Source organism: Pseudomonas asturiensis (genome assembly GCF_900143095.1).
Taxonomy (GTDB): Bacteria; Pseudomonadota; Gammaproteobacteria; order Pseudomonadales; family Pseudomonadaceae; genus Aquipseudomonas; species Aquipseudomonas asturiensis.
Genome location: NZ_FRDA01000001.1, coordinates 390,317 through 410,894 on the forward strand (window position 1 = coordinate 390,317; position 20,578 = coordinate 410,894).

The window sequence follows — 20,578 nt, forward strand, 5'->3', positions numbered from 1 at the left end:
CCTGACCTGGTCAGGGCATTTCTGTATCCGCTGTCAGTCGGATTCGACCGCAACCAGAACCGTACCTTCATTGACCATGTCGCCTTCCTGGCAGTGCAGCGCCGTCACCACGCCAGGGCTGGCCGCGCGGATGCTGTGCTCCATCTTCATGGCTTCCAGCACCACCAGCAGCGAACCTGCTTCGACCCGCTGACCTGACTCGACCAACACTCGCACGATGCTGCCATTCATGGGCGCGACCAGTCCGCCGTGTTGCGCATGGTTCATGTCTGCCTGAGCAATCGGGTCTGGCTGGGTGACGGTGTACAGCTCGCCGTCCCACTTCAGGTACAGACTGGAACCTCGTCGCATGGCGAGATGCTGCTGCCGTACGCCATCGCTTTCGACATGCAGTGTCTCTGCGCTCAGCCGATACCTTGAGGCGCTGTCATTGCGCAGCCGGACCCGATTGCGCACGGCATTACACTCCAGATTTAGATCGATTTCCGACGGCAGACCGGCGCGAAACCCGGACGCCGTGCTCCAGGGTGAAGCCGGATCGTCGTCCCGAGTACGCTGGGGTTCGCTCTGCCGGAAGGCTTCGGCCGCCGCTTGCCAGAACGCCTCCGGCAAGGGCTGCTGTTCGGGGAATAATCGGGCCTGGTGGCGCGGGATAAAGCCGGTGTCCAGTTGCCCATCGGCGAAGGCGGGGTGGGCGATGATTCTGCGCAGAAAGGCCAGGTTGGTTTTCACACCACCGACGGCGAACTCATCGAGCATGCCCAGCAGGCGCAAACGCGCTTCTTCGCGGTTCTCGCCCCAGGCAATCAACTTGCCCAGCATTGGGTCGTAGAACGATGAAATGTGGTCGCCTTCGCCCACACCGCTGTCGACGCGTCGCCCGTGACCCGGTTTCGGCTCGCGATAGAGATCAAGCGTGCCGGTTGCAGGCAGGAAATCATTGGTGGGGTCTTCAGCGTAAAGCCGCACTTCGATGGCGTGGCCGATCAGCGGGACCTGCGCCTGCGTGATAGGCAGCGGTTCGCCACGCGCCACGCGGATCTGCCATTCAACCAGATCAAGCCCTGTGATGTATTCGGTGACCGGATGTTCGACTTGCAGGCGGGTGTTCATCTCCATGAAGAAAAACTCGCCGCGGGCGTCCAGCAGAAACTCCACCGTGCCTGCACCGACGTAACCGATGGCTTGCGCTGCCTTGACCGCAGCTTCGCCCATCGCCTGTCGGCGTTCTGGAGAGAGGCCGGGCGCCGGTGCTTCTTCGACGACTTTCTGGTGGCGACGCTGAATCGAGCAATCACGTTCGTTGAGGTACAGGCAATGGCCATGTTGATCGGCAAACACCTGTATCTCGACATGGCGCGGCTGCAGTACATATTTTTCGACCAGCATGCGTGAGTCGCCAAACGAAGACAGCGCCTCACGCTGGGCCGACGCCAGGGCTTCGGCCAGCTCGCTATGCCGCTCGACCACCTTCATGCCTTTACCGCCACCGCCGGCCGTGGCCTTGAGCAGCACCGGGTAACCGATGCGCTCAGCTGCGGCGCTAAAGGTTTCGATGTCTTGCGCTGCGCCGTGATAACCAGGCACCAGTGGTACGCCTGCCTCTTCCATCAACGATTTGGCCGCCGATTTGCTGCCCATGGCGTCGATGGCCGAGGCGGGGGGACCGAGGAAAATCAGTCCTGCGGCTTCAATGGCACGGGCAAAATCAGCGTTCTCCGAAAGAAAGCCGTAGCCCGGATGAATCGCCTGCGCCCCGCTGGCTTTGGCTGCTGCGATCAGCTTGTCGATCACAAGGTAGCTTTCGGATGCCTTACTGCCGCCCAGATCGACGCAGAGGTCGGCCTCGCGGCTGTGGCGCGCATCGCGGTCGATTGCACTGTGTACGGCAACCGTGGTCAGGCCCATTTTCTTTGCGGTGCGCATGATGCGGCAGGCAATTTCGCCACGGTTGGCGACCAGCAGCGTGTTCAATTCAAGGTTGCTCATGGCTGCGAGTCCTCTTCGTGGGATACGCCTTGTTCGGGCTGTGCCTGCCAGCCGGGCGAGCGTTTGTTCAGGAACGCGCGCAGGCCTTCCTGGCCTTCGGCGCTGGTTCGAATGCGGGCGATGGCACTCTCGCAGTAACGACGCAGGGCAGGGGTCAATTCGCCGCTGCCGACTTCGCGCAGCAGGTCCTTGCTGGCGCGCATGGCTTGCGGGCTGTTCAGCAACAGATTGTCGACCCACAGCGCTGTCTGGCTTTCCAGTTCTGCGACCGGGTAATGCTCGGCGACCAGACCGATCTGTTGCGCGCGCTGGGCGCTGAAGCGTTCTGCCGTCAGCGCGTAACGTCGTGCAGCGCGTTCGCCAATGGCCTGAACCACAAACGGGCTGATGACCGCGGGCGCAAGGCCAATGCGCACTTCGGACAGGCAGAACTGCGCATCCTCAGCAGCAATCGCCATGTCGCAGCAACTGATCAGGCCCAGTGCGCCACCGAAGGCTGCGCCCTGCACAACGGCCAGGGTCGGGATCTTCAGTTTGGCGAGGTTGTACATCAGCTCGGCCAGCTCCCGGGCGTCGTCCAGATTGGTGTTGTAGTCCAGTTCTGCGGCCTGTTGCATCCAGGCCAGATCAGCGCCCGCGCTGAAATGCTTGCCGCGACCGCGCACCAGCAGAAAACGCAACGCCGGATTACTCTGCACGGCGTCCAGCGCCAGGATCAGCTCGCGGATCATTTGCGCGTTGAAGGCGTTGTTCTTGTCCGCACGGCTCATCCACAGTGTGGCGAAACCGCGTGGGTCGTCGATCAGTTCTATTGTCGCGAATGCAGTCATGGTCATTTCCCGGCTTACATTCGGAAGAGGCCGAACGTGGTGGGTTCTATGGGCGCGTTGAGCGAAGCGCTAAGGGCCAGTGCGAGGATGTCTCGGGTTTGCGCAGGGTCAATGACGCCGTCGTCCCACAAGCGGGCACTGGAATAATACGGATGGCCCTGGTGCTCATACTGATCGAGGATCGGCTGCTTCAATTCGGCCTGCTGTTGCGCACTGAAGGCCTGCCCGTTGCGTTCGGCCTGTTCGCATTTGACCTGTACCAGCACGCCTGCGGCCTGCTCGCCGCCCATGACACCGATTCTGGCGTTGGGCCACATCCACAGAAAACGCGGGTCGTAGGCGCGGCCACACATGCCGTAGTTGCCCGCACCGAAACTGCCGCCGATGATCACGGTGAATTTCGGCACTCTGGCGCAGGCCACGGCGGTCACCAGCTTGGCGCCGTGCTTGGCAATACCGCCAGCTTCGTATTTCTGGCCGACCATGAAGCCGGTGATGTTCTGCAGGAAGAGCAGGGGAATGCCACGCTGGCAGGCCAGTTCGATGAAATGCGCGCCTTTCTGCGCCGCCTCTGCGAACAGAATGCCGTTGTTGGCCAGAATCGCGACCGGATAGCCTTTCAAGTGGGCGAAGCCGCAGACCAGCGTGGTGCCGAACAGCGCCTTGAACTCATCGAAGACCGAGCCGTCCACCAGTCGGGCGATGACTTCGCGTACGTCGAACGGCTGTTTGATGTCGGCAGGAATGATGCCGTACAGCTCGCCGCTGGCGTACAGCGGCTCGATCGGTGTTTTCACATTCAACCGGCCTTGCTTGCGCCAGTTCAGGTTGGCGATACAGCGTCGGGCCAGCGCCAGTGCGTGCTCATCGCTTTCGGCATAATGGTCGGCCACGCCTGAGGTGCGGCAATGCACATCGGCACCCCCCAGGTCCTCGGCGCTGACCACTTCACCGGTTGCAGCCTTCACCAGCGGCGGTCCGGCGAGAAAGATCGTCGCTTGCTCACGGACCATGATTGCCTCGTCGGCCATCGCCGGTACGTAGGCGCCACCCGCCGTGCAGGACCCCATCACCACGGCGATCTGCGCAATGCCCTGGGCACTCATGTTGGCCTGATTGAAGAAGATCCGGCCAAAGTGTTCTCGATCCGGAAAAACCTCGTCCTGACGCGGGAGGTTGGCGCCACCGGAATCCACCAGATAGATGCAGGGCAGGCGGTTCTGCTGCGCAATCGCCTGCGCACGCAGGTGCTTTTTAACGGTCAGCGGGTAGTAGGAACCGCCTTTCACTGTGGCGTCGTTGGCGACGATCATGCACTCGACGCCTTCGACCCGACCGATTCCAGCAATCACACCGGCTGCCGGAACGTCTTCGCCGTACACCTCATGCGCCGCCAGTTGGCCGATTTCCAGAAACGGCGAGCCCACATCCAGCAACTGATTGATGCGCTCGCGCGGCAGCAACTTGCCGCGCGAGGTATGCCGCTCCTGCGCCTTGGGGCCGCCGCCTTGCTGGACCTTGCCCAGCAGGGCGCGCAATTCATGGACCTGCTTCAGCAATGCGGCGTAGTTGAGCGTGTACTGTGGGTCCCGAAGATTGATGCGAGTGTGCAGAATGGCCATGTGGACTCCAATATCAACGGGTTTCGTTGAACAGCTCGCGGCCGATCAGCATGCGGCGGATTTCGCTGGTGCCTGCGCCTATCTCATAGAGCTTGGCATCGCGTAACAGCCGCCCAGCCGGGAATTCATTGATGTACCCGTTGCCGCCCAGAATCTGGATAGCCTCCAGCGCCATCTGCGTCGCGCGTTCAGCGCTGTAGAGAATCACGCCTGCGGCGTCCTTGCGGGTGGTTTCGCCGCGATCACAGGCCTGAGCGACGGCGTACAGATAGGCGCGGCTCGCATTAAGCTGGGTGTACATGTCTGCCACCTTGCCCTGGATCAACTGGAACTCGCCAATGCTCTGGCCAAACTGCTTGCGATCGTGGATGTAGGGCACCACGACGTCCATACAGGCCTGCATGATCCCGGTCGGGCCGCCAGACAGGACGACGCGCTCGTAATCCAGTCCGCTCATCAGGACCCTGACGCCGCCGTCGAGTTTGCCCAGCAGGTTCTCTTCAGGAACCTCGACGTCATCGAAGAACAGCTCGCACGTGTTGGAGCCGCGCATGCCGAGCTTGTCGAACTTGTTGCTGCGGGAAAAACCCTTCCAGTCGCGCTCGACGATGAACGCGCTGATGCCGTGGGCAGCCTTTTCCAGGTCAGTCTTGGCGTAGATCACATAGGTGTTGGCGTCGGGGCCGTTGGTAATCCAGGTTTTGCTGCCATTGAGCACGTAATGATCGCCACGCTTGTCGGCACGCAGCTTCATGGAGACTACGTCAGAGCCAGCGTTGGGCTCACTCATGGCCAGGGCGCCGACGTGTTCGCCACTGATCAGCTTCGGCAGGTAGCGGGCTTTTTGCTCAGGGTTGCCGTTGCGATTGATCTGGTTCACGCACAAGTTCGAATGCGCGCCGTAAGACAAGGCTACCGAGGCTGAGCCGCGACTGATTTCCTCCATCGCGACCACATGAGCCAGATAACCCAGGCCTGCGCCACCGTACTCCTCGCTGACGGTGATGCCCAATAGGCCCATGTCGCCGAACTTGCGCCACATATCGGCCGGGAACAGGTTGTCCTTGTCGATCTGCGCAGCACGAGGAGAAAGTTCTGCGCTGACGAAAGACTGTAACTGATCGCGCAGCATGTCGATGGTTTCGCCCAGGGCGAAGTTCAGGCTGGGGTAACTCATGGGTAGCGTCCTGTTTTATTCTTGGCGGATAGGCTATGACCTTTACGTTAACGTAAGCCTGCGGAGGTGTCGCTGTCAACGCTGTGTTCAAAAGCGTTTGGGCGTGTATGCAGGGGGAGAGGGCGAATCAAATGCCGGAAAGCACGAAGGGGAGCCTAGGCTCCCCTTCAAGGTTTTACTCATATGCTCTTTTTTTGTTGTCGGGAGGCCTGTTGTTGTTTTTGGCGACCTTGCCCTTCACATCTTTTTTGAGCGATCCCCATACGGGACCAAGAGCAAACGTATTTTTTTGAGCGCTGATGACACTTCCATCGTATCGATCCAACCAGTCTGGTAGCCGCCTTGAGGCAGTTTTATTGTTCTCTGTCTGGTTGCGAACAGCCTGCGAACAAGCAGTTCCGAAAAGCTATCCACTCCAAAAAAATCTGTTAGCTACGCCTCTGTCCGTGTTGTTCTTGTTGTGTCAGAGCCGCTACGTGTTGTTTTTATTAGGATGCTGCGTGTTTTTTTATTCTTGTTGTACAAAAGATATAGCAGGACCCGTGCCAGTTTTTCAAAACCCTTTGAATCCGGGGGGTTGAAGGAATCTCTGTATCACGGGACCTTCAAATAGGCTGCCGATTGTTTCCGTGTTACCCGTTTGTCTCGACAAGACGCGACGCAGGGTAACACTCTGTGACAACGTGTCGCACCTGCCGGCCGACCGTTGACAGTCTCATGCGGACAACCGCGCCTTCGCCACCCGCGATCCATTGCTGCGTTCGAGCACATCGCAGATCCGCTGTCCTGCCTGAATCACCTGTTCAAGGTTGATACCTGTTTCAATGCCCATGCCTTCAAGCATGTACAACACATCCTCAGTGGCGACGTTACCGCTGGCACCCTTGGCATAAGGGCAGCCGCCCAGACCTGCAACCGAGCTGTCGAACACGTGAATACCTTCCTCCAGGCTGGCGTAGATGTTCACCAGCGCTTGCCCGTAGGTGTCATGAAAGTGCCCCGCCAGCTTGCCGCGCGGGATTTGGCCGGCCACGGTATTGAACAGCGTGCGGGTCGCGCCGGGCGTGCCAGTGCCGATGGTGTCTCCCAGCGAAATTTCGTAGCAGCCCATTGCATGCAGCTCGTTGGCCACCGCCGCCACCTGCTCGGCAGAGACGCGACCTTCATAAGGGCAGCCCAGCACACAAGAGACGTAGCCCCTGACGCGCAATCCGTGCAGGCGTGCGGCTTCCATGATCGGCGCGAAACGTTCCAGGCTCTCGCTGATCGAGCAGTTGAGGTTGCGCTGCGAGAATGCTTCGGACGCCGCTGCGAACACTGCGACCTCCCGAACGCCGGCTGCCAGTGCGTCTTCGAAGCCTCTGAGGTTGGGCGCCAACGCTGAGTAGATGACGCCTTCACGGCGCTGGATCTGCTCGAAGACCTGTGCCGAACCTGCCATTTGCGGGACCCATTTGGGCGACACGAAGCTGCCGACCTCGATGTGTCCCAGGCCTGCCGCTGTCAGGTCATTCACCAGACGAACCTTGTCCTCGATGCTGATCGGGCGCGATTCGTTCTGCAGGCCATCGCGTGGACCCACTTCAACGAGACTGACATGTTGTGGCAAGGACAGGGGCAAAGACATGTGATGGCTACCTGAAGTCATAGAGAAGGGGCGGCCGTTCGATCCAGCGCCGCGCGACAACGTTCCTCGGCTGTGTCGAGCTCCAGCTGCATTTGCTGGATGTCCAGAAGCTGCTGCTCCAACTGCTCGCGACGCTCCGCAATCTTGCCCAGCATGGTGTGCAGTTGTTTCTGATTGTCGCCGCTCGGGTCGTAGAGCGAGATCAGCTCCTTGCATTCGGCCAGCGAGAAACCGATGCGTTTACCACGCAGAATCAGCTTGAGCGTGACCTTGTCCCGTGCCGAATAGATGCGTTCCATGCCGCGTCGTTCAGGGCAGAGCATGCCTTGTTCTTCGTAGAACCGAATGGCGCGGGTGGTGATATCCAGCTCGCGAGCGAGTTCTGAAATGCTGTAGGTCTGGCTGCTCATGACGTGACTCAATGGAGAGTGTAAGCCGTAACCTACGGCCTGCTTGACGTATACGTCAAGCAGGCACGCTTTGAAGTCATAACCTGAATACGGTTATTTGCGACCTCGAAACAACTTTAACATTTTCTGTTTATTTGTTTTATTTCAGTTATTTAATTTATCAAGCTTAGGCTTTTTCGAGGTTTTGTTCCTGCGCAGTGACGCGTTGGCACAGTTCGATGATCTGCTCGCGCATCCAGCGGTTGGCAGGATCCTGGTCGGTGCTTTCGTGCCAATACAGGTGGGTTTCCACCGAGGGCACGTCATTTACCGGCAGGTACACAAAGTGCAGATCGTTGCGACGGGCGAAGCGTTCAGGCACGGTCATGACCATGTCTGTCTGTTGCAGAACCTGAGACGCCATCAGGTAGTGCTGGGAGCGCAACGCGATCTTGCGCTGAATGCCCATCTTGCCCAGCGCAAGGTCCACATGGCCCAGACCGCTGCGGCGGCTGGAGATATGGATGTGCGCCTGCGCCAGATAGTCGTCCAGCCCGAACGTTGACTTGCCGGCCATGGGATGGCCCTTGCGCATGGCACAGACGTACTTGTCTTCCATCAACTTGACGTGACGTACTTGCGGGTCAGTATTGAGCGGTGCGTCAACGGCGAAATCCAGACGTCCGGCGGCCAGTTCTTTGGTCGTCTCGCGACGCTTGGACAGAAAACTTTCGATGGTGACCCCCGGCGCGAGACGCCGCAGACGCTGGAACAGCAGGGGCAGGATCACCGCCTCGGTGAGGTCTGTCATGCTGATGCGGTAGTTCTTGCTGGCCTGTTGCGGATTGAATATCCGGCTTTCCTGGACCGACACCCTCAGCAGCGACAGCGCATTGCGCACCGGACCGATAATGTTCTGCGCCATGGGTGTCGGGACCATGCCTTGGGCCGTGCGTACGAACAGCGCGTCGTTAAAGGTCTCGCGCAAACGCGCCAGCGCGTTCGACACCGCAGGCTGAGTGATACCGACGATCTGCCCGGCTCGTGTCAGATTGGCTTCGGTGTAAATGGCGTCGAAGACAATGAAAAGATTGAGATCAACCTTGCTCAGGTTCATTGATGGGGCGCCTCGTCCTGTTTTTGTGGATCGTCGCTTGTGCCGCGACGTGGCTGGATCATATATCGGTTATGAATGTTTATACACGCTGAGAATAGATTAGATAAATACCGGGCCGTTCTCTAGCATCTCCTCATCACATCGACGCCCTGAACGAAAAGGTAGCTGCTCATGGATTTTGCGTATTCTTCGAAGGTGCAGGCATTGCGAGAGCGTGTGACCGCGTTCATGGATGCTTACGTATATCCGGCCGAGCCCGTCTTCGAGCAGCAGGTTGCAGAAGGCGACCGCTGGCAGCCGACGGCAATCATGGAACAGCTCAAGGCCCAGGCGAAGGCCGAGGGATTATGGAACCTGTTTCTGCCCGAATCGGAACTGGGCGCTGGCCTGACCAATCTGGAGTACGCGCCGCTGGCGGAAATCATGGGCCGTTCACTGCTGGGGCCTGAGCCGTTCAACTGTTCGGCGCCGGACACCGGCAACATGGAAGTACTGGTCCGCTATGCCACGCAAGCGCAGAAAACCCGCTGGCTGGAGCCACTGTTGCGCGGCGAGATCCGCTCGGCCTTCGCCATGACCGAGCCGGAGGTGGCTTCTTCCGATGCCACCAACATGGCGGCGCGTGCCGAGCGTCAGGGCGATGAGTGGGTTATCAATGGCCGCAAATGGTGGACTTCCGGTGCCTGCGATCCGCGCTGCAAGATTCTGATCTTCATGGGGCTGAGCAACCCGGACGGTCCGCGTCATCAGCAACATTCCATGATTCTGGTGCCAGTGGACACGCCGGGCGTGAAGATCGTTCGACCGTTGCCAGTGTTCGGCTATGACGATGCGCCTCACGGGCATGCCGAGGTGCTGTTCGAAAACGTGCGAGTGCCCTATGAAAACGTGTTGCTGGGCGAAGGACGGGGTTTTGAAATTGCTCAGGGACGCCTTGGGCCAGGGCGTATCCATCATTGCATGCGTTCGATCGGTATGGCTGAGCGGGCGCTTGAGTTGATGTGCAAGCGCTCCGTTGATCGCATCGCGTTCGGCAAGCCTTTGGCGAGGTTGGGCGGTAATATCGACAAGATCGCTGATTCGCGTATGGAAATCGACATGGCCCGACTGCTGACGCTCAAGGCGGCGTACATGATGGACACCGTGGGCAACAAGGTGGCGAAAAGCGAAATTGCGCAGATCAAGGTGGTTGCGCCGAACGTGGCGCTGAAGGTTATTGACCGGGCCATTCAGATGCATGGTGGGGCGGGCGTTTCCAACGACTTCCCGCTGGCGTACATGTACGCCATGCAGCGAACCCTGCGTCTGGCCGACGGGCCGGACGAGGTCCACCGCGCCGCCATTGGCAAGTTTGAACTGGGCAAATACGTGCCTGCGCAGGTGTTGCGCAGCCGCTCCTGAGTGTTCCGGGCGGCAATGGGGTGGTGGGCGTTCCCGCCGCGTTTTCGAAGCGGCGTTGCCTGGCGGCGAGCCTCTCACGCCCAGGTGGCGCGTACGGCCTATTCCACCCACACCTCAACCCGGCGATTCTTGATCCGGCCGTCGTCCAGGTCATTGGCGGCCACCGGCATTTCGTCGCCAAGGCCCAGGACTTCCCGAAAAGTGACACCGCTTTTCTGCAGTTCCCGGCGCACCGCCATGGCGCGCAGTCTTGATAGCAGTACGGCGCGCTCCGGGTCGCTCTTGGCGTCGCCAAAACCGACCAGGGTGACGTGCTGGTCAAGCTTGTCGTTAGCCTTTAAGTATTTCACCACGCGCTCAAGATCGAGTTGTGCCTTGTTGTCCAGCCGGGCGCTGCCCTGGGTGAAGCGAAAATTGACCGACAGGCGCTCGGCCTTGCGGGTGAGTGCCTGATAATCGGCCGGCATCTGGCCGGTCGTGGCCACCTTGACGGCCTGCACGGTCTGCGCGACGAAACCGTTATGCGCCACAATTGCCTGACCCTCAGCGCTCTGCGCAAATTGCACCAAGGCCTGAGCCCACTGCTGCTGCGCCAGTGGCGGTACGTAGAGAAACAGGCGTCGCGACAACGGGTAGTCCTCGGTGGCGATCAGGTTGATCGTCGGCAGCATGGGTTTTGAATCGCCGTCGGCTATCGCAATGGCTCTGGCGCTTCTTATATAAGGCAGGCCAATAAAACCGATGCCATTGCGGTCCTTGCTGACTTCATCCGAGAGCTGTTCGCTGGACTCGAATCGCTCCGCGCCTCTGGACAGGCTCTTGCCCTGCTTGACCAGCACCAATTCCTTGAAGGTTTCCCAGGTCCCTGACTTATCGTCTCGTGCGTATAAATGAATAGGCCCTGCCGTGCCGCCCACTTCACTCCAGTCCTTGACCTCGCCCGAGAAAATCTGCGCCAGTTGCCGCGTATCGAGTTGGCGCAGAGGGTTGCCCGGATGGAGGATCACCGCAACACCATCAATGGCAATGACTTGTTCGCCTGCTGCACTTTTGAGATCGCCCAGGCGGGCAAGGTCTGTCGCTTCCTGAGTCTTGATTGGGCGCGAGGAGGAGGCCATGTCAGCCGCTCCGGCCTTCAAGGCTTCAAACCCGGTGCCCGATCCATGGGCTGCGACTTCCACCCGGACCGACTTCTGGCCGTCAGGCAGCGTACCCATCACCCGTTGCTCGTTAGGCGCGTCGCCAGGCAGGGTCTGCACCGCTTGCAAGCCTTGCTGGTGCATCAGCCCTTCGACCAGGGCCGGCCCCAATTGGGCGTTGATGGTGTTGGAGCCCTGAATGCGCAACACCGGGGAGTTGTCGGTCGGCAAGGTCAGCATGGAGGCTGCCATGCAGGGCAGGGTGGCACTCGACAGAATCAGCGCCGCCAGCAGAGCGCGCAACATCGGCGGCACCTTGAATGAACGGGAGTGCCGAGAGAATAAGACAGGGAAGTTACCGCAAGGTGACAGTTTTCATGCCGGATGACGCGTTACCTGCCCGCACTGGCGGGCAGGTGTGCAAACCTCGCCGTCAGTGCAGTTCCAGCCAGATCGGGGCATGGTCCGAAGGCTTTTCCATACCGCGCAGATCGTAGTCCACGCCGGCCGCCTTGATGCGCGGCTGCAACCCGCTGGAGGTCATGATCAGGTCGATCCTCAAGCCACGCTTGGGTTCGTCTTCAAAGCCGCGACTGCGGTAGTCGAACCAGCTGAATCGATCGCTGACCTCCGGATACAGGTATCGGAAGCTGTCCACCAGTCCCCAGTTCTTCAAGCGCTCCATCCACTCGCGTTCTTCGGGCAGAAAGCTGCATTTGCCGGTTTTCAGCCAGCGCTTGGCGTTATCGGGACCAATGCCAATGTCGCAGTCCTGCGGCGAGATGTTCACGTCGCCCATCACGATCAGCGACTGATCGTTGCTGAAGCGGGTTTCCAGCAGCGTCTGCAGATCGTTGTAGAAGCGCTGCTTGGCCGGAAACTTGGTCGGATGGTCGCGGCTTTCGCCCTGCGGGAAGTAGCCGTTCATGATGGTGACGGGCTGGCCGTCAGCATCGGCGTATGTGCCCCAGATGAAGCGTTTCTGTGATTCTTCATCGTCGCTGTCAAAGCCCTTGTACAAGGCCAGTGGCGCGTTGCGCGACAGCAGCGCCACGCCGTAATGACCCTTCTGGCCATGAAAATGGACGTGGTAACCCAAGGCTTCGATTTCTGCCTGAGGGAACTGCTCGTCCGACACTTTGGTTTCCTGAAGGCCGATCACGTCAGGCTGGTGCTTCTCGATCAGCGCTGCCAGCTGATGAGGTCGGGCACGCAGCCCATTGATGTTGAACGAGACGATTTTCATAAAACGGCAGTCCTGAGGAAAAACAAACCGCGATGCTAGCTGACCTGTCGACTCAGGGCCAGCATGCCGTCCATAGCCAACTATCGAGCGTGTCGGACAATTTGTTTGAACTGTCGCAAGGTGCCATCACTCGAAACGATGCTTGCCAAAAGTGCTGCGCCAAAGCAGTTCCGCTAATGTGAGGTCCCTTTATGTCCCAACCTGCTGCCATCCGGGGCGAAGTTCGCCAGCTCGACAGTGGTTATGCCCGTGAAACCCGTGCCTTGCTGTTCCGGGCCTATCGCAACGATCCTACCTTTGCCTATGTGTTCAATGCGCAGCGCTCGGGCTTCGAGAATCGTATTCGCGAGACCATGCGCCAACTGGTCAAGCAGCATTTCTTGCAGAACCAGCCGGGTTTGGGCCTGTTCATGAATGACCGCCTGGTGGGCGTCGCCCTGATCGCGCCGCCTCAGCGTCGTCTGGGTATTACGGAAAGCTGGGCGTGGCGTCTGCGCATGGTTGTAGGCACGGGCTTGAGCTGCACGCAGCGCTACCTGGCGTATTACAACGCGGTACTGGCGTGCCTGCCGTCCGATACTGTTCATGTGCTGCCGTTGATCGGACTGGACCCTGAGTTTCAAGGGCAGAAGGTTGGCCAGGAACTCAGTGAGCAGCTGCTGCAGGCGCTTCACGACTGGTGTGCCGAGGACGAAAACTCTCAGGGCATCGTGCTCGACACGGGAAATCCCCGCTACCTTGAGTTCTATAGGCGACAGGGCTACGAGGAAATTGGCGAAATTGCGGTGGGACCTGTCCGAGAACATGTGTTCTTCCATCCCAGCCCTCAGGTTTCACTGTCGCTCCATGACGTAACAGTTTGATAGCCCGTTGTTTTGGGGTTTTCAGCGAGGCCCGTGGCTCGTGTTAGCATCCACACCCATGAAGCTTTTCAGAATACTCAGCGGCAGCGCGCTTCTGATGTCCCTGAGTGCCGCGGTGTTTGCCGAGGCACGTCTTGACGTCCGGATCACGCCCGCCAACGCAGACCTCAAGGCCAATATCGAAGGGTATATCGGCGAATTGGGCGAGCGCGATGCCCAGGCGCTGCGTAATTTCAGTCTGGGTGCCGAGCAGCAGGCCGAAAAGGCCGCTCAGGCACTCGGCTACTATCAGGCGCAGATCGACAGCGAAATCCAGGATGGCCAAACCCCGCGCTTGATCATGAAGATTCAACCGGGAGAGCCGATCCGTCTGCGCAACGTCGTGGTGCGGATTGAAGGTCCGGCTTCGTCGCTCAAGGCCTTCAAGGTGCCCAAGAGCGATGCGCTCAAGGCGGGTGCGGTTCTCAACCATGGTAAATACGAGGACGCCAAGCGCCTGATTCAGAATCAGGCATCTCGTTATGGCTTTTTCAGCGGGCATTTCACTCAGCAGCGCCTCGCCATTGATCCGCGCGCCGGTGTCGCAGACATTGAGCTGGTGTTCGACAGCGGCCCGCGTTACTCCCTGGGCAAAGTGGCGTTCAGCGGTGACGCTCCTTTCGATGAAGATCTGCTCAAACGTATGGTGCCGTTCAAGGAAGACACCCCCTACGACTCGCAATTGATCGCCGAGCTTAATCAGGCGATGCAGTCCAGCGGTTATTTCGAAGGTGTGCGGGTGGATGCAGCTCCGACTGCTGCCGTTGGGCAAGTCATTCCGGTCACCGTACAGCTTGAAACCCGCAAGCCGCGCACCATGGGCCTGGGGCTGGGGTATTCGACCGACGTAGGGCCGCGCGGCAAAGCCAACTGGACGCGACACTGGGCCAACCCTCAGGGCCACAGTTACGGATTCGAATCAGAAATTTCCGCACCCCGACAAAACGTAGGTCTGTGGTACGACGTGCCACTGGATCCGCCGTTGACCGACAAGTTGCGTTTTGCCGGCGGCTATCAATACGAAGAAATCGCGGGCACCGACAGCCTCAGCAAGCTGCTGACCCTGGGGCCCGAATGGCACAGCAAGTTGCCGAGCGGCTGGGAGCGCGTCATCTCGCTGAAATGGCAGCGTGAAGAGTATCGGCTCGGAGATGACTCGGGTTTGAGTACCTTGTTGATGCCAGGTATCAGCTATTCCTACCTGCGCAGCGACGACCGCATTGATCCACACCATGGCTATCGCCTGCAGTTCGACGCACAGGCGGCCAAGGAAGGGCTGATGTCCGATGCCAACCTGATCCGTGGCAACGTGCTGCTCAAAGGCCTGACCACCGTGGCGCAAAATCACCGCTTCCTCGGGCGAGTCCAGTTTGGCGGCAACTTCACCGACGGTTACACCTCGATACCGCCTTCGCTGCGCTTCTTCGCGGGCGGTGATCAGAGCGTGCGCGGTTACGATTACCAGACCCTGTCACCCACCAACTCCGATGGCGACCGCGTCGGCGGGCGTTACATGGTGGCCGGCAGTGTCGAGTACCAGTATTCGATTGCTGAAAAATGGCGGCTGGCGACCTTCGTCGACCAAGGCAATTCGTTCAACAGTCTGGACATGCCCAGCCTGAAGACCGGTGTCGGCTTCGGCGTGCGCTGGGTGTCGCCGGTAGGGCCGCTGCGTCTGGACCTTGCGCATCCTCTGGATGATGACGGTGGCATCCGTCTGCACTTTTCCATGGGGCCGGAGCTTTGACGGGCATGAACATCAAGCGTGGCGCGAAGATCGCCGGACTGAGCCTGTTTGCGGTGTTGCTGCTGCTGATGGCGGGCGTCTGGCTGGTACTTGGCACTCAGGGCGGGAGCCAGTGGGCACTGGCCCGTGTTCCAGGGTTGCAGCTGGAAAATTTCCAGGGGCGACTTGGCGGACAGTTCAGTATCGACCGGTTGGTATGGCAGCAAGGCGAGGACCATATCGAGGTTCGCTCGCTGGCATTTGACTGGGCTCCTGCCTGCCTGTTGAAGATGACCTTGTGTGTTGACCGGTTGAGTGCCGAAAACGTGATGATGCATTTTGCACCTGGCGCCGAGCCCGGCCCTGAGGGCCCGATCACGTTGCCCACTCTCAAGCTGCCGCTGGCGATTCAGTTGAAGCAAGTCCAGCTCGGCAGCCTGCAGCTTGATGGGGTCGAGCAATTGCGCGACCTCAGGCTTGCCGCGCACTGGACGGCCCAAGGGCTGCAGATCGACAGTGCTCACCTGCAGCGCGATGAACTGGTGCTGGACCTCAACGGCCTGCTCAGCCCTGAAGGTGACTGGCCCCTGAGCGTTAAAGGACAGTTGCAATTGCCGCCTCAGGACGGCAAACCCTGGGCACTGGCGCTGGAGATCAAGGGTGAACTGCTCAAGACGCTGCAACTGAACGCGAACAGCAGCGGCTATCTGACAGGTGTTCTGAGTGGTGAGCTGCAAGCGCTTGATGAGCATCTGCCAGCACGCCTGAAACTGGTCTCGGATCGTTTCAAGCCCAGTGCCGGACTGCCCGACACCTTGCAGCTCGAGCAATGGGTGCTGACGGCGGAAGGAAATCTGGACAGTGGCTATCAGATCGACGGGAAGGCCAGTCTGCCCGCTGAAAAAGGCCCGATGACCCTGGCCTTGCAAGGCCGTGCTGATGCTAAAGGCGCAACCATCGCAGCATTGAATCTCGCTGCCAGCGAGCAGCAGCGACTGGTCGTCAAGGGCACCCTGAATTGGGAGACCGGTTTCAGCGCCGACGCAACGGTCGACTGGCTGGACTTTCCGTGGCAGCGGTTGTACCCCCTGGAAGCCGCGCCTCAGGTTGCGCTCCATGCGTTCAAAGGCGAAGTGTCCTACACCGACGGCAAGTACCTGGGTCATTTCAATGCCAGCCTGAATGGGCCTGCCGGAGCCTTTACCCTGGGCAGTCCGTTCAGTGGCGATCTGCAGCAAATCTATCTGCCGCAACTGGAACTGGTTGCAGGGCAGGGCAAGGCCAGTGGCCACCTGAACCTGCAATTTGCCGATGGCATCGGTTGGGACACGGCGCTGGACCTGAGTTCCCTTGACCCTTCATTCTGGGTCGCGGAGCTGCCAGGCACACTGGGCGGTCCGTTGCGCAGCAAGGGGCAGTTCAAGCACGAACAACTGGAACTGACGGCCGATCTGGATCTGAAAGGTCGCTTGCGCGGTCAGCCTGCGCGGGTGCAGGCCAAGGCCGACGGTCGGGCTCAACAGTGGAGCCTGGCCAGCTTGAACATTCTTCTCGGCGATAACCGCATTCAAGGCAGCGGCAGCCTCAACCAGCGCTTGCAGGGGCAACTGGACTTGAGCCTGCCTCGACTGGGCCAACTGTGGCCGCGTTTGCAAGGGCAGGCCAAGGGGCGTCTGGATCTGGCCGGTACGCCGCAGGCACCGCAAGGTCAGCTGGCGCTGCAAGGCAGTCAACTGGCGTTTCAGGACAATCGGCTGCAAAGCCTGACCGCCAACGCGAAGCTGGATCCTGCCCAGCGTGCGATCGTGAGCCTGAAGGGGGTTGGCCTTCAGGCAGGCGACACGGCGTTAGGTACATTGACCGTGGACGGTCAGGGTACGCTCAAGGCGCAGCAACTGAAGCTGGATCTGCAAGGGCCGTTGCTCAAGCTGGCGTTGGCACTGGACGGTACGCTGGATAACGGCAACTGGCGTGGCCGTCTTGCCAGTGGCAACGTCAAGAGCGGCGGGCAGGACTGGCGTCTGCAACAGCCGGCGAAGCTCGAGCGACTGGCCGATGGCAGAATCAATTTCGGTGCCCACTGCTGGTTGTCGGGGAGCGCCAGCCTGTGCGGTGAGGATCAGCGCTTGATGCCCGCTCCGCGCATTCGTTATCGCCTCCGTAACTTCCCGCTCGACAGTCTCGCGCAATGGATGCCCAAGGATTTTGCGTGGAAGGGCTCGCTGAATGCCGATGTCCAGCTTGACGTGCCTGCTGCTGGCCCCAATGGCCAGATCAGTGTCGATGCCGGCGGCGGAACGTTGCGTGTCCGGGACAAGGATCAATGGCTGGACTTCCCGTACCAGACGCTCAAATTGACCAGCACCCTGACACCCCGAAAGATCGATTCCCGACTGGATTTCGATGGCGCGAAACTCGGCCGTTTGTTGCTCACCGCCCAGATTGATCCACTGTCGACTAATAAGGCACTGTCTGGCGATTTCAGTCTTTCAGGGCTGGACCTCTCGGTGGCTCGCCCGTTTGCGCCGATGGTCGACAAGGTCAGTGGCCGTCTCAACGGCAGCGGCCGTCTGTCAGGAGGGCTGCTGGCGCCGCAGGTCAATGGCAGTGTCACCCTTCAGGGCGGCGAGGTATCAGGCACAGAACTGCCGATGGAGCTGCGCGACCTGAACGTTCAAGCGCTGATCGCCGGGGAAAACGTGCAGGTGAACGGCGGCTGGAAAAGTGGCACCGCCGGCCAGGGGTCGCTGTCCGGGCAGGTGGCCTGGGGGCAGGCGCTGGCGGTTGACTTGAGCCTGAGAGGTTCGAGGCTGCCCATCCACGTGGAACCTTACGCGGAGGTCGAGGCGGCACCGGACCTGAAGATCTCGATGAAGGGTGAGCGACTGGCAGTCTCCGGCAAGGTGCTGATCCCCAAAGGCACAATCACGATCCGTGAGCTGCCGCCTTCGACCGTCAAGCTCTCGGGCGATACGGTCATCGTTGGTCAGCAGACCGAGGAGGGCGCGCCACCGCTTGCAATTGCCATGGATGTCGACGTCGAGGTAGGGCAGGACAAGCTCAGCTTCAGCGGTTTTGGATTGACTGCCGATCTGGTCGGGCGCGTTCATATTGGCGACAATCTGGACACCCGGGGTGAGTTGAATCTCAACAACGGGCGTTATCGCGCCTACGGGCAGCGTCTGACCATCCGCAAGGCCAGGCTGCTGTTCGCAGGTCCCGTGGATCAACCCTATCTCGACATCGAAGCCATCCGCCAGACCGATGATGTGATCGCCGGTATCCGTCTGACCGGCAGTGCCGAGCAGCCGACCACCGAGGTCTTTTCCGAACCGGCCATGAGTCAGGAGCAGGCACTGTCCTATCTGGTAATGGGCCGTCCGCTGGGCAACTCAGGCGAGGATAACAACATGGTTGCCCAGGCTGCGTTGGCACTTGGCGTTGCAGGCAGTGCTTCGACGACGGGCAGGCTGGCCGATAATCTGGGCATCAGGGATTTCGAGCTGGATACATCCGGGACGGGCGATAAAACCAATGTGGTCGCCAGCGGCAAGATCACCGACAAACTCAGCCTGCGCTATGGGGTCGGTGTCTTCGAGCCTGCCAACACCATTGCGTTACGCTATCTGCTCAGCAAGCGGGTTTACCTGGAAGCGGCCAGCGGCATCGCCAGTTCGCTGGATATTTTCTATAAGCGGGACTTTTGACAGGAAGGGGATGAAGGCACATAGACACATGTTGTGCTCGACAGGAGAGGCAAGAACCCGCTAAAACGGTTGTCTTTATTGGCACACACTGAACAGCGGATTTCTGTACATCATGGATCGATTCAACGCCATGCGCGTTTTCACCCGCATTGTCGAGCTGGGCGGCTTTGCCAGAGCCGCCGAAAGCCTGCAAATGCCTCGTGCGTCTGTCACGATCCTGATCAAGCAACTGGAAGCCCATCTGGGCGTCCAGTTGTTGCAGCGCACCACTCGCCAGGTCAGCACCACGCCCGATGGCACGGCGTATTACCAGCGTTGCCTGAGCCTGCTGGCGGATCTGGAAGATGCCGAGTCGGCATTTTCGTCACTCGGCACCGGTCCGAAGGGGTTGTTACGCATCGACCTTCCCATGAGCCTGGGGTGCATGATTGTGATGCCAGCGCTTCCTGATTTCGTCCGGCGCTACCCTCAGATCGAGCTGGAGGTCGGCATGAGTGACCGGCAGGTCGACCTGATACGCGAAGGTGTGGATTGCGTGCTGCGTGCTGGAAACTCCCATGACGAAACCCTGGTGGCCAGACCGCTGGAACAGCTCACGCAGATAACTTGCGCCAGCAGGGCGTACCTGGATGAGCACGGCTCGCCTCTTGATCTCGACGATCTGGCGCAGCACCGAGTGATCGAGTATTTCTCTGCCGGGACTCAAAAGCGCTACGGGCTGGAGTTCATGGTGCGCGGACATCTGCAGGCGCCGCGCCTGCCCCGGTCCATTGCAGTCAATAATGCTGAAGGGTATGTCGCGGCTTGCGAGGCAGGATTCGGCCTGATACAGGCCCCGCGTTATCACGTCGCCGCACAGCTGCGCAGCGGCACGCTGGTGGAGGTGTTGCGCGAGTATCGTCCCCCAGCGTTGCCGTTGATGGCGCTGTACCCACCGCATCGACAGCTGTCACGACGGGTGAGGGTATTCGTCGACTGGCTGGTCGAGTTGTGTGCGCGTCCGGAAGTCAGGGACAGGTTGGTTTCCTGAGTAAATTCGGAATTGTCCGATATAGGTCGTGATGCCTTTTCGTGTTTAACTTCTCGTTCTAAAGCAAACCCACTGGAAAAAGGACCTCGCTTCATGGCTCAAGTGACTCTCAAAGGCGGCCCCGTTCAAGTCAACGGCGAACTGCCAAAAACAGGTAGCGCTGCGCCGGCTTTCACGCTGGTCGGTGCCGGTCTGGCTGAAGTGACTCTGAAAGAGTTCGCCGGCAAGCGCAAAGTGCTGAACATCTTCCCAAGCGTCGACACGCCGACCTGCGCCACTTCGGTCCGCAAGTTCAACGCCCAGGCCAATGACCTGAGCAACACGGTCGTCCTCTGCATCTCCGCCGACCTGCCATTCGCCCAGGCCCGCTTCTGTGGTTCCGAAGGTCTGGAAAACGTCAAGAACCTGTCTTCTTTCCGCAGTGCGGATTTCAGCGAGCACTACGGCGTTGCCATCGCCGACGGTCCGCTCAAAGGCCTGACTGCCCGCGCAGTCGTGGTGCTGGATGAAAATGACACCGTGCTGCACAGCGAGCTGGTCTCCGAAATCGCCGAAGAGCCGAACTACGAAGCCGCGTTGGCTGTATTGAAATAACGTTCTGCAACACATCGACGGCCTGAATCCGTTCAGGCCGTTTTTTTATTTGTGCTTCAACCGTTTAACGAAAGTAAGCGCT

At 59.8% G+C, this 20,578-nt stretch carries 15 protein-coding genes and 1 pseudogene; 7 read left to right on the top strand and 9 right to left on the bottom strand.

All coding sequences use genetic code 11. The features are described 5' to 3' along the window. Positions 1-33: 33 nt before the first annotated feature. Genes BUB69_RS01945 through BUB69_RS01960 form a run of 4 tightly spaced genes read right to left on the bottom strand, consistent with a single transcriptional unit; the run spans position 34 to position 5,618 of the window. Positions 34-1,989, bottom strand: a complete 1,956-nt coding sequence (locus tag BUB69_RS01945; protein WP_073162028.1) for an acetyl/propionyl/methylcrotonyl-CoA carboxylase subunit alpha — start codon at positions 1,987-1,989, stop codon at positions 34-36. Further along, positions 1,986-2,825 (bottom strand): gamma-carboxygeranoyl-CoA hydratase, encoded by an 840-nt coding sequence (locus BUB69_RS01950; RefSeq protein WP_073162029.1) that lies wholly within the window; start codon positions 2,823-2,825, stop codon positions 1,986-1,988. Before BUB69_RS01950 ends, BUB69_RS01945 begins: the two co-directional genes overlap by 4 nt. Before the next feature lie 8 nt (positions 2,826-2,833). Next, positions 2,834-4,441 carry a carboxyl transferase domain-containing protein gene (locus BUB69_RS01955; RefSeq protein ID WP_073162030.1) on the bottom strand — a complete coding sequence of 536 codons (1,608 nt, stop codon included), beginning with the start codon at positions 4,439-4,441 and terminating at the stop codon, positions 2,834-2,836. A 13-nt stretch (positions 4,442-4,454) separates the two neighbouring features. Next, complete coding sequence (locus tag BUB69_RS01960) at positions 4,455-5,618, bottom strand: isovaleryl-CoA dehydrogenase (protein ID WP_073162031.1); 1,164 nt, start codon at positions 5,616-5,618, stop codon at positions 4,455-4,457. Between the two features lie 181 nt (positions 5,619-5,799). Here BUB69_RS01960 and BUB69_RS29365 point away from each other — a divergent pair. Next, positions 5,800-6,050: pseudogene (locus BUB69_RS29365) on the top strand (hypothetical protein). Between the two features lie 283 nt (positions 6,051-6,333). Here BUB69_RS29365 and BUB69_RS01970 read toward each other — a convergent pair. The 3 genes from BUB69_RS01970 to BUB69_RS01980 form a co-directional block, all read right to left on the bottom strand. Next, positions 6,334-7,245: a hydroxymethylglutaryl-CoA lyase gene (locus tag BUB69_RS01970; protein WP_175561628.1), complete on the bottom strand. Its 912-nt coding sequence runs from the start codon at positions 7,243-7,245 to the stop codon at positions 6,334-6,336. 17 nt (positions 7,246-7,262) lie between these two features. Then, the gene (locus BUB69_RS01975; protein ID WP_073162032.1) at positions 7,263-7,655 is read right to left on the bottom strand and encodes a MerR family transcriptional regulator; all 393 of its coding nucleotides are present in this window, start codon (positions 7,653-7,655) and stop codon (positions 7,263-7,265) included. Between the two features lie 166 nt (positions 7,656-7,821). Then, complete coding sequence (locus BUB69_RS01980) at positions 7,822-8,751, bottom strand: LysR family transcriptional regulator (RefSeq protein WP_073162033.1); 930 nt, start codon at positions 8,749-8,751, stop codon at positions 7,822-7,824. 171 nt (positions 8,752-8,922) lie between these two features. Here BUB69_RS01980 and BUB69_RS01985 point away from each other — a divergent pair, with 171 nt between their 5' ends. Continuing rightward, positions 8,923-10,152, top strand: a complete 1,230-nt coding sequence (locus tag BUB69_RS01985) for an acyl-CoA dehydrogenase (protein ID WP_073162034.1) — start codon at positions 8,923-8,925, stop codon at positions 10,150-10,152. Positions 10,153-10,250: 98 nt separating this feature from the next. Here the strand turns inward: BUB69_RS01985 and BUB69_RS01990 are convergent, their stop codons facing one another. Continuing rightward, on the bottom strand, positions 10,251-11,597 hold the full coding sequence (locus BUB69_RS01990) for a substrate-binding domain-containing protein (RefSeq protein WP_073162035.1): 1,347 nt from the start codon (positions 11,595-11,597) through the stop codon (positions 10,251-10,253). A gap of 127 nt (positions 11,598-11,724) precedes the next feature. Next, on the bottom strand, positions 11,725-12,537 hold the full coding sequence (xthA, locus tag BUB69_RS01995) for an exodeoxyribonuclease III (protein ID WP_073162036.1): 813 nt from the start codon (positions 12,535-12,537) through the stop codon (positions 11,725-11,727). Positions 12,538-12,728: 191 nt separating this feature from the next. Between xthA and BUB69_RS02000 the strand changes: the two genes are divergently transcribed. From BUB69_RS02000 to tpx, 5 genes are all read left to right on the top strand, one after another. Next, the gene (locus BUB69_RS02000) at positions 12,729-13,400 is read left to right on the top strand and encodes a GNAT family N-acetyltransferase (protein WP_073162037.1); all 672 of its coding nucleotides are present in this window, start codon (positions 12,729-12,731) and stop codon (positions 13,398-13,400) included. A gap of 58 nt (positions 13,401-13,458) precedes the next feature. Beyond that, on the top strand, positions 13,459-15,186 hold the full coding sequence (locus BUB69_RS02005; RefSeq protein ID WP_073162038.1) for an autotransporter assembly complex protein TamA: 1,728 nt from the start codon (positions 13,459-13,461) through the stop codon (positions 15,184-15,186). A 5-nt stretch (positions 15,187-15,191) separates the two neighbouring features. Further along, the gene (locus BUB69_RS02010; protein WP_073162039.1) at positions 15,192-18,872 is read left to right on the top strand and encodes a translocation/assembly module TamB domain-containing protein; all 3,681 of its coding nucleotides are present in this window, start codon (positions 15,192-15,194) and stop codon (positions 18,870-18,872) included. A 112-nt stretch (positions 18,873-18,984) separates the two neighbouring features. Then, positions 18,985-19,902 carry a LysR family transcriptional regulator gene (locus tag BUB69_RS02015; RefSeq protein WP_073162040.1) on the top strand — a complete coding sequence of 306 codons (918 nt, stop codon included), beginning with the start codon at positions 18,985-18,987 and terminating at the stop codon, positions 19,900-19,902. Positions 19,903-19,995: 93 nt separating this feature from the next. Beyond that, on the top strand, positions 19,996-20,496 hold the full coding sequence (gene tpx, locus BUB69_RS02020) for a thiol peroxidase (protein ID WP_073162041.1): 501 nt from the start codon (positions 19,996-19,998) through the stop codon (positions 20,494-20,496). Positions 20,497-20,578: the final 82 nt, after the last annotated feature.

Bases quoted from the DNA above. Each gene is read 5' to 3' on its own strand.
- BUB69_RS01970 (WP_175561628.1), bottom strand. From the start codon at position 7,245: ATGTCTTTGCCCCTGTCCTTGCCACAACATGTCAGTCTCGTTGAAGTG.
- xthA (WP_073162036.1), bottom strand. From the start codon at position 12,537: ATGAAAATCGTCTCGTTCAACATCAATGGGCTGCGTGCCCGACCTCAT.
- BUB69_RS01990 (WP_073162035.1), bottom strand. From the start codon at position 11,597: ATGTTGCGCGCTCTGCTGGCGGCGCTGATTCTGTCGAGTGCCACCCTG.
- BUB69_RS01975 (WP_073162032.1), bottom strand. From the start codon at position 7,655: ATGAGCAGCCAGACCTACAGCATTTCAGAACTCGCTCGCGAGCTGGAT.
- BUB69_RS02015 (WP_073162040.1), top strand. From the start codon at position 18,985: ATGGATCGATTCAACGCCATGCGCGTTTTCACCCGCATTGTCGAGCTG.
- BUB69_RS01945 (WP_073162028.1), bottom strand. From the start codon at position 1,989: ATGAGCAACCTTGAATTGAACACGCTGCTGGTCGCCAACCGTGGCGAA.
- BUB69_RS01985 (WP_073162034.1), top strand. From the start codon at position 8,923: ATGGATTTTGCGTATTCTTCGAAGGTGCAGGCATTGCGAGAGCGTGTG.
- BUB69_RS02000 (WP_073162037.1), top strand. From the start codon at position 12,729: ATGTCCCAACCTGCTGCCATCCGGGGCGAAGTTCGCCAGCTCGACAGT.
- BUB69_RS01980 (WP_073162033.1), bottom strand. From the start codon at position 8,751: ATGAACCTGAGCAAGGTTGATCTCAATCTTTTCATTGTCTTCGACGCC.
- BUB69_RS02010 (WP_073162039.1), top strand. From the start codon at position 15,192: ATGAACATCAAGCGTGGCGCGAAGATCGCCGGACTGAGCCTGTTTGCG.
- BUB69_RS01960 (WP_073162031.1), bottom strand. From the start codon at position 5,618: ATGAGTTACCCCAGCCTGAACTTCGCCCTGGGCGAAACCATCGACATG.
- BUB69_RS01950 (WP_073162029.1), bottom strand. From the start codon at position 2,825: ATGACCATGACTGCATTCGCGACAATAGAACTGATCGACGACCCACGC.
- BUB69_RS02005 (WP_073162038.1), top strand. From the start codon at position 13,459: ATGAAGCTTTTCAGAATACTCAGCGGCAGCGCGCTTCTGATGTCCCTG.
- tpx (WP_073162041.1), top strand. From the start codon at position 19,996: ATGGCTCAAGTGACTCTCAAAGGCGGCCCCGTTCAAGTCAACGGCGAA.
- BUB69_RS01955 (WP_073162030.1), bottom strand. From the start codon at position 4,441: ATGGCCATTCTGCACACTCGCATCAATCTTCGGGACCCACAGTACACG.